13 protein-coding genes are annotated in these 11,598 nt (G+C 64.1%); 12 read left to right on the forward strand and 1 reads right to left on the reverse strand.

Annotated elements, in window-relative coordinates:
* The 8 genes from AAGA11_21340 to AAGA11_21375 form a co-directional block, all read left to right on the forward strand.
* On the forward strand, positions 1 to 379 hold a 379-nt coding region (locus AAGA11_21340; GenBank protein MEM9605418.1), incomplete at its 5' end, for a hypothetical protein.
* Positions 376 to 1,062: an ABC transporter ATP-binding protein gene (locus AAGA11_21345; protein ID MEM9605419.1), complete on the forward strand. Its 687-nt coding sequence runs from the start codon at positions 376 to 378 to the stop codon at positions 1,060 to 1,062. The genes AAGA11_21340 and AAGA11_21345, both read left to right, overlap by 4 nt.
* Complete coding sequence (locus AAGA11_21350; GenBank protein ID MEM9605420.1) at positions 1,050 to 2,294, forward strand: FtsX-like permease family protein; 1,245 nt, start codon at positions 1,050 to 1,052, stop codon at positions 2,292 to 2,294. Before AAGA11_21345 ends, AAGA11_21350 begins: the two co-directional genes overlap by 13 nt.
* Position 2,295: 1 nt before the next feature.
* Positions 2,296 to 2,940, forward strand: a complete 645-nt coding sequence (locus AAGA11_21355) for a DUF3299 domain-containing protein (protein ID MEM9605421.1) — start codon at positions 2,296 to 2,298, stop codon at positions 2,938 to 2,940.
* 395 nt (positions 2,941 to 3,335) lie between these two features.
* A complete protein-coding gene (locus AAGA11_21360) occupies positions 3,336 to 3,665 on the forward strand; it encodes a DUF2282 domain-containing protein (GenBank protein ID MEM9605422.1) in 330 nt (109 codons plus the stop codon).
* Between the two features lie 86 nt (positions 3,666 to 3,751).
* The gene (locus tag AAGA11_21365; GenBank protein ID MEM9605423.1) at positions 3,752 to 4,624 is read left to right on the forward strand and encodes a DUF692 domain-containing protein; all 873 of its coding nucleotides are present in this window, start codon (positions 3,752 to 3,754) and stop codon (positions 4,622 to 4,624) included.
* Positions 4,611 to 5,414 carry a DNA-binding domain-containing protein gene (locus AAGA11_21370; GenBank protein MEM9605424.1) on the forward strand — a complete coding sequence of 268 codons (804 nt, stop codon included), beginning with the start codon at positions 4,611 to 4,613 and terminating at the stop codon, positions 5,412 to 5,414. The genes AAGA11_21365 and AAGA11_21370 overlap by 14 nt, the downstream gene beginning before the upstream one ends.
* Entirely contained in the window at positions 5,411 to 5,971 is a 561-nt protein-coding gene (locus AAGA11_21375) for a DoxX family protein (protein ID MEM9605425.1), read from the forward strand. Before AAGA11_21370 ends, AAGA11_21375 begins: the two co-directional genes overlap by 4 nt.
* 11 nt (positions 5,972 to 5,982) lie before the next feature.
* Here AAGA11_21375 and AAGA11_21380 read toward each other — a convergent pair whose 3' ends face one another.
* Positions 5,983 to 7,611: a tetratricopeptide repeat protein gene (locus AAGA11_21380; GenBank protein ID MEM9605426.1), complete on the reverse strand. Its 1,629-nt coding sequence runs from the start codon at positions 7,609 to 7,611 to the stop codon at positions 5,983 to 5,985.
* Between the two features lie 200 nt (positions 7,612 to 7,811).
* Here AAGA11_21380 and AAGA11_21385 point away from each other — a divergent pair, with 200 nt between their 5' ends.
* The 4 genes from AAGA11_21385 to AAGA11_21400 form a co-directional block, all read left to right on the forward strand.
* Positions 7,812 to 8,246 carry a 5-carboxymethyl-2-hydroxymuconate Delta-isomerase gene (locus AAGA11_21385; protein ID MEM9605427.1) on the forward strand — a complete coding sequence of 145 codons (435 nt, stop codon included), beginning with the start codon at positions 7,812 to 7,814 and terminating at the stop codon, positions 8,244 to 8,246.
* Positions 8,243 to 9,763, forward strand: coding sequence for a 5-carboxymethyl-2-hydroxymuconate semialdehyde dehydrogenase (hpaE, locus tag AAGA11_21390; protein MEM9605428.1), 1,521 nt, complete (start codon positions 8,243 to 8,245; stop codon positions 9,761 to 9,763). Before AAGA11_21385 ends, hpaE begins: the two co-directional genes overlap by 4 nt.
* Before the next feature lie 12 nt (positions 9,764 to 9,775).
* On the forward strand, positions 9,776 to 10,756 hold the full coding sequence (hpaD, locus tag AAGA11_21395; GenBank protein MEM9605429.1) for a 3,4-dihydroxyphenylacetate 2,3-dioxygenase: 981 nt from the start codon (positions 9,776 to 9,778) through the stop codon (positions 10,754 to 10,756).
* 66 nt (positions 10,757 to 10,822) lie between these two features.
* The coding region (locus AAGA11_21400) for a fumarylacetoacetate hydrolase family protein (GenBank protein MEM9605430.1) at positions 10,823 to 11,598 on the forward strand (776 nt) is incomplete at its 3' end.

The raw sequence follows: 11,598 nt of genomic DNA on the forward strand, positions 1-11,598 counted from the left end.
CAAGCACGGCGAGGAGCACCACGAGGACGAACACCACGACGAGCACAAGCACGGCGAGGAGCACCACGAGGACGAACACCACGACGAGCACAAGCACGGCGAGGAGCACCACGAGGACGAACACCACGACGAGCACAAGCACGGCGAGGATGAACACGATCACGACCACGGCGATCACGACAGCGAGGGCTCGGTGCACTCCGAAATCAACGCGCTCTGGCTGTTGACGTGCAGCGCGCCGGACGAGCTTGAGACGCTCGAGGCGCTGCTGTTCGACGGCAACGCCTACCTCGAGACCGTCAACGCCGAGATGCTGCTGGAGTCCGGTCCGCAGGTTCAGGCATTGACACCCTCACAAACGGTGCTCAACCTGAAATGACGGTCGCGATCGAGCAGCTGCACTTCACCCGCCCCACGCGGGGCGGGTTCGCGCTGACCCTGCCGGCCTTGCAGTTGGCCGAGGGCGAGCGTGTGTTCCTGCACGGCCCGAGTGGCAGCGGGAAGAGCACCCTGCTCAACCTCATCGCCGGTGTGCTCACCGGCTACGAGGGCAGCCTCCGCGTGTTCGGCGCGGAGCTGTCGTCGCTGTCAGCGCGTCAACGCGACGCGCTGCGCGGCGACCGCATCGGCTTCATTTTCCAGCAGTTCAACCTGCTGCCCTACCTGTCAGTGCTCGAAAACGTGCTGATGCCGTGCCGTGTGTCAGCACCGCGCCGCGCCGCGGTGCTCGAGCACGAGTCGCTCGACGCCTGTGCGCGACGCCTGCTTGGCGAACTCGGGTTGGGCGAGGACCTGTTTCAGGCACCCGCGAGCGACCTCAGCGTGGGCCAGCAACAGCGGGTGGCCGCGGCGCGCGCGTTGATAGGGCAGCCCGGACTGATCATCGCGGACGAGCCCACCTCGGCACTCGACCGCGACAACTGCGACGGCTTCCTCGAACTGTTGCTGTCACAGTGCGCCCAACACGACACCAGCGTGTTGTTCGTCAGCCACGACCGCGAGCTCAGCGCACACTTCGACCGCAGCGTGTCGTTGACGGGAGACGGCGCGTGTTCTGGCTGAGCCTAGCCTGGAAGAGCCTGCTCAACCGCCGCGCGACTGCGCTGCTGACCGCATTGTCAATGGGGATCAGCGTGATGCTGCTGGTGAGCGTCGAGAAGATCCGTGTCGATGCCAAAGCCAATTTTGCAAGCACCATCAGCGGCACCGACCTCATTGTTGGCGCGCGCGCCGGTCCCGTGAACCTGCTGCTCTACACCGTGTTCCGACTCGGCGACCCGACCGGGGGTGTGCGCTGGTCGAGTTACCAAACACTCAAAGACCACCCCGCGGTCGCCTGGACCGTGCCGCTCTCGCTCGGTGACTCGCACCGCGGCTACCGCGTGCTCGGCACCAACCTCGACTACTTTGAGTACTACCGCTACGGGCGAGACCAGACCATCCGTCTGTCCGAGGGTCGGCCCTTCGATAACCCGCTCGACGTGGTGCTCGGCAGCGAAGTCGCGACCGCGCTCGGCTACACCGTTGGCTCCCGGATCGTGGTGTCACACGGTCTCGGTGGCGCGGGGATTTCCGCACACGACGACAAACCCTTCACCGTGGTCGGCGTGCTCGCGCCCACCGGCACACCCATCGACCGTACCCTGCACGTGTCACTCGAGGGCATCGAAGCCATCCACATCGGCTGGGTCAACGGCGTGCGTGTGGCCGGCGCACCGCAAAACGCCCCGATTCCGGAACCCGAGGCCATCACGGGTTTCCTGGTGGGGATGAAAAGCCGGATAAAAACGTTCGCGTTTCAACGGCATGTCAACGGCTACACCGACGACGTCCTCATGGCCATCATTCCCGGATTGACCCTTCAGTCGCTGTGGACCACCCTCTCGGGCGTGGAGCGCGCGCTGTTCGCGATGTCGGCGCTGGTCGTGGTCGCGAGCCTGCTCGGGATGTTGACCGTGCTTCTGGCCGGCATCAACGAACGTCGACGCGAGATCGCGCTGTTGCGCGCCATGGGCACGCCCGCGAGCCACGTGTTCAAGCTGCTCTGCGGCGAGTCGATGCTACTTGGGGCGGTGGGTGTCGCGCTCGGCCTGGTGCTTCATTACGGCGCGATCGCGTCGGTGGCCCCGTGGCTCTTGAGTGCCTACGGCGTCGTGGTCACCCTGGGCCCACCCTCGGCCAGCACCTGGGCGCTGTTGGCTGCTGTGATCGCGGGCGCAACCGTGGTTGGCATCGCGCCCGCCGCGTTGGCCTACCGCAACGCACTCGACGACGGCCTGACTGTGAGGACATGACGTGATTCGATGGGTACTGCCGGTGGCCTCTTGCCTCGCACTCGCGGGCTGTGGCGCAGAACCGCCCGGCGCCGCAGCGGTGCAGGACGAGCGGATCGAGTTGGACACATCTCCGCCGCCCAACCAACATCTGGTGTTGTCGCTCGACGAGTCGAGCGACCCGATCATCATCGACCCGACGCAGCCAAACCCGGCACCCGCCTCAGATCAACTTGGCATGACCATGCCGCTCTGGGAAACGCTGCCAGAAGCCGAGTCCGACGGTTTCAGACACCTCGAGTGGATTCACCTGATGCCGCCGGAATTCAATGCCATGATGGCGATGTCGAACCTCGACGATGCACCGGTTGTCGAGAAGCTCGACGGCGAACGCGTTCGCATCCCGGGCTACGTGCTGCCGCTCGACCTCGACATGGATCGTGTGTACCGGTTTCTGATCGTGCCCTACGTGGGCGCGTGCATTCACGTGCCGCCACCGCCGTCCAACCAGATCATCTACGCCCAAAGCGAAGACGGCATGGAATCCGCGCAACTCTGGGACGCGGTGTATATCTACGGCACGCTGAACACCCAGCTCACCGGCACCGAATGGGGCAATTCGTCCTACGTCCTCGATGTCGACCGCTGGGAGCCCTACGTCTGGTAGGCGCCTCGGTCCACGGCGTCCCGCTGTGGCGCGCCCGCCCGGGCCACAAGGCGTCAGGCGCACGCGGCCGCCGCGCTGCACACCGTTGTCGTTGTGCGCGTAGCCGACTGAGCCTGCACGAATCGGGCGACCCCACCCTGCCCTCAGCACCACAGCTGAGGTAAGCTTGCGATGCAGGCCAGGAGGGCCTCGACGCTGCAACCACGTGCCACAACACGCCGTATCGCGGGACACTACGTGGTGACGCGTATGCGATGAACCGCCCTGTCGGGGTAGGGTCTTAGACGTACATGCACACACCACGACCCCTTGATCTGCGCATGTCTTGAGAGTGCAACCCCGCGTTGCATCACAGCCACAACGTCGCACGTCGACACATCAGGAGCACAATCTAGATGAGCACCAAAACCTTCAACCGCAACGCTGCTGTAATCGCCGGTTCACTGGCACTTGCCGTGTCACAGATCGCGATCGTTCAAACTGCAACCGCGGCCGGCAAGGAAAAATGCTACGGCATTTCACTGGCTGGCAAGAACGACTGTGCTGCCGGTCCGGGCACCACCTGCGCTGGCACCTCGAAGGTCGACTACCAAGGTAACGCCTGGACACTGGTCCCGAAAGGCGACTGTGAGAAGTACGGCGTCGACAGCATGGCGAAGTTCGAGCTGCCGGGCGACCGTACAGGTTCTCTCGAGGCGCTCGAGCGCGACCTGCCGACAGGCTAGGTCTCAGGTCCGTATTGCAACCCGGGCACATCGCCCGGGTTGCCATCCCCGGCATTCTCTGCGACCCTGAGGCCATGGTGAACGGCATGACTCTGAAGCATCCCAAGACCTCACTGCCCGCCCGCGCAGGGGTCTGTCTGAAACACCGACACTACGACACCATCCTGGCCGAGCAACCGGACGTCGGCTGGTTCGAAGTGCACGCTGAAAACTACCTCGGTGCGGGTGGCAAGCCGCTTGACGTGCTGGCGTGGATTCGCGAGCGTTACGCGCTGTCGGTGCACGGCGTCGGTCTCTCGATCGGCTCACACGCCGGGCTCGATGCCAGGCACCTCGCGCGTGTCGCGGCGCTGGTCGAGCGCATGGCGCCCCACTCGTTCAGTGAGCACCTCGCGTGGTCGACCCACGACAACCGGTTCTACAGCGACCTGTTGCCTGTCCCCTACAACCGGGAAACCGAAGACACCATTTGCGCGCACATCAACCAGGTGCAAGACACGCTGAAGCGCCAGATGCTGCTCGAGAATCCCTCGAACTACCTCAGTCTCGACACCAGTACCCTGTCGGAGTCCGAGTTACTCTCGAACATCGTCAAACGCACTGGCTGTGGCCTGCTGCTGGACGTGAACAACGTGTACATTTCGGCGCAGAACATGGGATACAGCGCCGCGGACTACATCCGCTCACTGCCGCTCGACGCGGTCGGCGAAATCCACCTCGCGGGGCACGACGTCGACACCTCGGATCCGGACGACCCCTTGCTGATTGACACCCACGACCGGGAGGTCTGTGACGCCGTGTGGGCGCTGTACGCGTTCACGCTCGAGCACTGCGGCCCGACACCGACCTTGATCGAGTGGGACAGTCAGGTGCCCGATTGGGATACCTTGTGCGCGGACATGAAGCAGGCTGAAATCCTGATCGACCGGACCGAGCCACGCGACCGTGCCATCGCTTGAGCGCTTTCAGCGCCAAACCACCGACGCGCTGCTCGACAGTGACGCAGACTGCCCTGAGGCGGTCGCAGGCCAGGCATCACAGGCGCGCACCCGGCGGTTCAATGTCTACCGCAACAACCGGGCGGTCAGCCTGATTGAAAACCTGGAGGCGACCTACCCTGTCGTCGGGCAGCTGGTTGGCACCGAATTCTTCGCTGCGGTCGCGCGCGCGTTCATCGACGCACACCCGCCGGTCGGCCCGGTGATGGCCGAGTACGGTGGCGACTTCGGCGAATTCATGGCGGCAATCCCAGGCGCACAGTCAATCCCGTACATTGCCGACGTCGCGCGCATCGAATGGGCGCGCGGCTGCGCCTACCACGCAGCCGACACACCCACATTGGCCCTGACCGACCTCGCCGAGCTGCCGCCGGACAGCCTGCCGGGCCTCGTGCTGCCGACACACGCGGCCGTCCAAACCATTGCATCGGACTGGCCCGCTGGCAGCATCTGGTACGCCGTCCACAGCGACGCCGGCGACCAGCACCCGGTTGACATGAACCAGTCGGAATTCGTGGTGGTCACCCGACCGGCCTGGGACGTTGAGGTGCACACGCTCGCGCCACCGACCGCCGCCTTTTTCACGCACCTTGCCGCAGGCCAGTCGATCGGCGAAGCCGCCGAACACGTACTGTCCACCAACGACGACTTTGACGCGGGCGCGCACCTCGGTCACCTGCTTGGCCTCGGGTTGTTCACGCGCCCACACACGCCTCCAACCACAATCACCCCTGACAGGCCACACCCATGATTCGCCCTCTGGTCTCACTGCACCATGCCGTTTTCAACGCCATCCAGACGCACCTTGCAGGGTGGCTGCCCGGACTGATGGCGCGGTTCACCTTCGCTGCCGTGTTGATGGTGTACTACCTCAACTCGGCGACCACCAAGGTTGGAGAGGGACTCGCGGGCTTCTTCTCCGTGCAGGACGGCGCGTATTTCCAGATGCTGCCGAAGGTGGTCGAGCTCTACGACTACGACGCCTCGCAGATCCCGGTTGTCCCCTACCAGCTGATCGTCTACGCCGGCACCTACGGTGAATTCATCCTGCCGGTGTTGATCGTGGTGGGCCTGTTCACGCGAATTGCCGCCGTTGGCATGATCGGCTTCGTGTTCGTGCAATCGATCGTCGACATCACCGGCCACCACGCCGACGCTGAAACCATCGGCGCCTGGTTCGACCGCTTTTCCGATGCCACCATCCTGGATCAGCGCGCAATGTGGGTGTTCCTGCTGCTGTACCTCGTGGTCTACGGCGCCGGAAAGTTGTCACTGGATCAGGTGTTTGCCTCAAATAGGCGCGATTAGCACGACGAAGGCTATTGGCGGTCTGACGCTCTCGATTGCATGAAAGCCATGAAGTCAACCAGCGTGTCAGGGTCGCTGTACAGCCGCTCCACAACGCCCTTCATATGCCTACAAGCGTAACGGTAGCCCTGCTCACAGGCTCGCATGAACGCATCGAGCCCAGCGCGCCAATCGCCGCGCGCCATGTGGACATCACCCATGTGCGCTATCGCATACGCGTTGTCGGGTTGCTCTGCTAACACGGCTTCCCACAGGTGTTCCGCCGCATCAAGGTTGTCTTGCCGCAGGTAGTGCTCGGCCAAACTGAGGTTGGCGTTGATATGGAGCGGGTCAATGGCCAAAACACGCAGCAACGCAGCGTGACCACGGGCCACATCGCCTTGCTCCAAGTGGGCCCTGGCCAGCAGTGAATGCGCTTCGGTGTTTTCACTGAAGAACGTCAAGGCTTGGGACAGCAAGGCCTCGGCCGACGCGTAGCGCAAATTGTCGATACCACGCCTGGCGAAAGCCGTGAGTTCGTGTGAGGCAAAAACCGGCCACTTCGATGTGTTCGCGAGCAGTGGATCAAGCCGCTGCGCGATGTCGAAATGGTGTCGCGAATCCGAGAAGTTGTTCAACCTGACAAGCACCCTGGCCAACTGGTAGTGGCTGATGGCCGACACCGGATAAACCGCAACCGCCTCCCGAAGGTTGCGCTCTTCTTCGGAATGAAAAGAACGCGCGTTGTGGTAGTCAGCGCGCTCTCTGTAAAGCCAGGCCCAACCGCCGCACGCCACCGCCGTGTCATAGTGTTCGGTGCGGTGAAAACGGCGCTCTTCCGAACGTGCTTTGCGTTGCCAGAAGAAGCCGCGCAAAGTACGCAACAACGGCTCATTGGGGTATTGCTCGACCAAGTCCGAATAAAACGCCACATAGCGTTCATAGTTTTCACTGAAGGGTGGCAACACCGATTCAGCAATGCCCATCGACACGATGTAGGACGCAGGAAACTCCAACCTGAATTGCGCAACCCGGGCATTGAGTGCGTCTCGGTCTCGCGCGGTTCTCAAGGTTTCAAGGAGCAGCGCCGCCGCCGTCACCGTCGATCGGTAAGCCAACGACGTTTCGAGTTCGATCCGGGCTTGTTCAAGCAGGGGCGAGACGTCCTCAAGATAAGCGCGATCGAGCTCGCCACTGCGCACACGTCGGACGGTCGCCATCGAAAGCCGAAGTAGATGGTGACCCAAAGCCAAGCGCGCCTCGTGGCGATCAGGACTGTGTTCAACCCAACCGCGGAAGTGCGGCGTGTAATCGGCGTGGCCCAAACCCAGCGCACTGTAGGCGCTGTAGGCCAACGTCTCGCCGTCAGGCTCACGCTGAGCGCGACTTTCGAGGGCACTGAGACTCGCATTCAACTGATCGAATGCACCGTCACGCAGATGCATTCGATGCTGCTCGACGTCCGCCAACGTCACCGTATTGCGATGGCCTGCATGCCAATCGTCGTCTCGCTGGCAGGCCAAATCGGACATTGTCTGTGGATCGTCTAGGGACCCCGCCAGGGGGATCGCGTCGACGTTTGAGGCCTGACTCGGGTTTGCAGCATAAACGGCCTGTGTTGCCCACAACACCAAGACAGCGATTGCAATTGCGTTGCTCATGGTTTTTCTCAATCTGCTCAAAAACCTAGCGACGTTGCAAACGGATTTCTGAAGAACCAATCGGTCGGATTGGCTGCCAGTTGATCAATATCGGCTAGTGCTGCCTTGCAAGCACTTAGTGGCGATCCCGACAAACCATTGGGACGTTGCATCGAAACGGGCATATGTTTAACATGTTAAGCAATTGCCAGGAGCCGCTCATGCCGCACTTCACCTACGAGTACTCGGCCAACCTCGACGGCCGCCTCAACCACACCGCCCTGTGCCATCGCATTTTCGAGACCGCCATCGCCACCGGCTTCTTCGAGGTGGGCGCGGTGCGCGTGCGCGCGGTGCGGTGCGAGCACTACCACGTCGCCGACGCGCTGCCGGAGAACGCTTTTCTCGACCTGTCGTTGCGTATGGGCCAGGGCCGCGCCGACGCCGACCGCGCGGCGATCGGCGAGGCGCTGTTCGCCGCGCTGCAGGACGAGCTGGCGAACCAGCTCGCCACACCGCATTTCGCACTCTCGTTCGAGATCCGCGAAATCCAGTCGGCGTACAGCTGGAAGAAAAACGCGATTCACCCGCGCGTGCGGGCGGCCGGCGCCGCCCGGGACGCGACAGACGACGCCACCGACGGAGACCTTTCATGAGCGCCCTGGACGACAACCTGAAAACCGCCGACGCCCATCTCGCCCGGTTTCGCGCCGAGGGCGTGGCCCATTTCATCAACGGCGCCTCGGTCGGTTCGGCGAGCGGCGCCACCTTCGAGTCGGTCACGCCGGTGGACCTGTCACCGCTCGCGACGGTCGCCAAGGGCGACGCGGTCGAGATCGACGCGGCCGCGCAGGCCGCGCAGGCCGCCTTCCCCGCCTGGCGCGACCTGCCGGGCAAGGACCGCCGCGCGCTGTTGCACGGCATCGCCGACGCCATCGTCGCGCGCGCTGAGGAGATTGCCTTCGTTGAGTGCATGGACACCGGGCAATCGCTGCGTTTCATGAGCAAGGCCGCGCTGCGCGGGGCCGCCAACTTCCGCTTCTTTGCCGACCAGGCGCCGGCCGCCCGCGACGGCAAGAGCACCTACGCCCCGGGGCAGATCAACATCTCGTCGCGCAGCCCGATCGGGCCGGTCGGCGTGATCACGCCCTGGAACACCCCGTTCATGCTCAGCACCTGGAAGATCGCACCGGCACTCGCCGCCGGCTGCACCGTGGTGCACAAGCCGGCCGAGCTCTCGCCGTTGAGCGCACGCCTGCTGGTCGAGATCGCGCACGAGGCGGGCTTGCCGGCCGGCGTCTGGAACACCGTCAACGGCATCGGCGAGGAGGCGGGCCGCGCGCTCAGCGAACACCCAGCGATCAAGGCGATTGCCTTCGTCGGCGAGAGCAACACCGGCTCGCATATCATGCGCCAGGGCGCTGACAGCCTCAAACGCGTGCACTTCGAACTCGGCGGCAAGAACCCGGTGGTGGTGTTCGCCGACGCGGACCTCGAGCGCGCCGCGGACGCCGCGGTGTTCATGATCTACTCGCTCAACGGCGAGCGCTGCACCTCCAGCAGCCGTCTGCTGGTCGAACGCTCAGTCCACGACGACTTCTGCGCCCTGGTGGCGAAGAAAGCCGAGAACATCCGGCTCGGCCACCCGCTCGACCCCGAGACGACGATCGGCCCGTTGATCCACCCGGTGCACGAAGACAAGGTGCTCTCGTACATGCAGGTCGCCCGCGACGAGGGTGCAACCATCGCCACCGGCGGCGAGAAGGCGGGGGGCGATCTCGCCGGCGGGTGCTGGGTCAAGCCCACCCTCTTCACCAACGCAAACAACCGCATGCGCATCGCCCAGGAGGAGATCTTCGGGCCGGTGCTGACCGCCATCCCCTTCGACACCGAAGCCGAGGCACTGGCGCTTGCCAACGACGTGCAGTACGGCCTCGCCGGCTACCTCTGGACCTCGGACAGCAACCGCGCCATGCGCTTCTCCGACGGCATGGAAGTCGGCATGGTCTGGGTGAACTCGGAAAACCTGCGCCACCTGCCGACGCCCTTCGGCGGCACCAAGAGCTCCGGCATCGGCCGGGACGGTGGCGATTGGTCCTTCGACTTCTACATGGAAACGAAGAACGTGTGTTTTGCCACCGACGCGCACCGCGTGCCCAAGCTCGGCGGCTGAGGAGAGACGACCATGCCCGTGCCCGCTTTCAATCTCTACCCCGACTTCAACGTCGTCCGCCTGAGTCACATCGAACTGGTGGTCACCGACCTCGCCGCCAGCCGCGCGTTCTACGAAACCACGCTCGGCCTGCAGGTCACCGACGAAACCGACGCCACCGTGTACCTGCGGGCGATGGAAGAACGGGGCCATCATTGCGTTATCTTGACCGAAGGCCCGAAAGCCGAAGTCAACGTCATGGGCTTCAAGGTGTACAGCGAAGACGACCTCGACACCGCTGAGGCGTGGTTCACCGCACGCGGACGGCCGACGGCGTGGGTCGAGCGCCGCTTTCAGGGCCGGACGCTTCGTACCAGCGACAACCTCGGCATGCCGTTGGAGTTCTACCATGCCATGGATCGCCTGCCGCACATCCACCAGCAGTACGCGCTGTACCGCGGCGTGAAACCGCTGCGCATCGACCACTTCAATTGTTTCTCGACCGACGTAGACGCCTCGGTGGCCTTCTACAACGACATGGGCTTTCGGGTGACCGAGTACACCGAGGATGCCGAAAGCCGGAAACTCTGGGCGGCCTGGATGCACCGCAAGGGCGGTGTGCACGACATGGCGTTCACCAACGGGGTTGGCCCGCGCATGCACCACGTCGCCTTCTGGGTACCGACGCCGCTCAACATCATCGACCTGCTCGACCTCATGTCGACCACCGGCTACGTCGACAACATCGAGCGCGGCCCCGGGCGCCACGGCATCTCGAACGCGTTCTTCCTCTACATCCGCGACCCGGACAACCACCGCATCGAGATCTACTGCTCGGACTACCAGACCGTCGACCCGGACCACGAACCGATCGCCTGGGACCTCACCGACCCGCAGCGGCAGACGCTCTGGGGTGCAGCGGCACCGCGTTCCTGGTTCGAGGAGGGCAGCCTTTTTGCCAACACCGGCACCGCCGAACCGCGCCTGCAGGCCAAGCCGATTGTCGCGCCGTGAGCCGACGATCGGTGGTACTGTTTCCGACACGGCTTCTGGCCGGGTGCACACCAGGAAAACCTCGGCATGACTGACTCCCCCGTGGGCAAACGCCCCACTTTCGTGGCCTTCCGGGTCGACGACACCCAGCGTTACGGCCTGCTGACCCCGTCCGGCGTGATTGACCTCTGGTCGCGCCACAAGGCGCAGTGGCAAACCCTGCGCGAAGTGATCCACGACGGTGCACTCGCGCGGCTCGCCGACGAGAGCGCCGGGCTCACGGTCGATTTTGCCGAGACCGACCTCGACTACACCATTCCCGTGCCCTGGCCCGAGAAAATCATCTGCATCGGCGTCAACTACCCCGCGCGCAACGAAGAGTACAAGGACGGGCAGGACGCACCACCCTACCCCTCGATGTTTCCGCGCTTCCCGCGCAGCTTCGTCGGCCACAACCAGCCATTGACCCGGCCGACGGCCTCGGCGCAGCTCGACTACGAAGGGGAAATCGTGATCGTGATCGGCCAGGGCGGCCGGCACATACCGCGCGAGCGCGCCCTCGAGCACATTGCAGCCCTGTCGCTCTGCAACGAGGGCACGCTGCGCGACTGGGTGCGGCACGCCAAGTTCAACGTGACCCAGGGCAAGAACTTCGACGGCAGCGGTGCCATCGGGCCGTGGCTGGTGCCGTTCACGGACGTGTCGCAGCTCGAGGACATCGAGCTGACCACCCACGTCAACGGCGAGCTGCGCCAGCAGGACCGGACCAGCCGCATGCTGTTCGACTTCAGCTTCATCATCAACTACATCTCGACCTTCACCACGCTGGTGCCGGGCGACGTCATCGTCACCGGCACCCCGAC

The sequence above is a fragment of the Pseudomonadota bacterium genome (genome assembly GCA_039196715.1).
GTDB lineage: Bacteria > Pseudomonadota > Gammaproteobacteria > CALCKW01 > CALCKW01 > CALCKW01.

What these genes read in the sequence shown, in the direction of transcription:
- AAGA11_21380 (MEM9605426.1), bottom strand. Translation starts at nt 7,611, where the DNA reads ATGAGCAACGCAATTGCAATCGCTGTCTTGGTGTTGTGGGCAACACAG.
- AAGA11_21360 (MEM9605422.1), top strand. Translation starts at nt 3,336, where the DNA reads ATGAGCACCAAAACCTTCAACCGCAACGCTGCTGTAATCGCCGGTTCA.
- AAGA11_21375 (MEM9605425.1), top strand. Translation starts at nt 5,411, where the DNA reads ATGATTCGCCCTCTGGTCTCACTGCACCATGCCGTTTTCAACGCCATC.
- AAGA11_21345 (MEM9605419.1), top strand. Translation starts at nt 376, where the DNA reads ATGACGGTCGCGATCGAGCAGCTGCACTTCACCCGCCCCACGCGGGGC.
- AAGA11_21365 (MEM9605423.1), top strand. Translation starts at nt 3,752, where the DNA reads ATGACTCTGAAGCATCCCAAGACCTCACTGCCCGCCCGCGCAGGGGTC.
- AAGA11_21385 (MEM9605427.1), top strand. Translation starts at nt 7,812, where the DNA reads ATGCCGCACTTCACCTACGAGTACTCGGCCAACCTCGACGGCCGCCTC.
- hpaD (MEM9605429.1), top strand. Translation starts at nt 9,776, where the DNA reads ATGCCCGTGCCCGCTTTCAATCTCTACCCCGACTTCAACGTCGTCCGC.
- hpaE (MEM9605428.1), top strand. Translation starts at nt 8,243, where the DNA reads ATGAGCGCCCTGGACGACAACCTGAAAACCGCCGACGCCCATCTCGCC.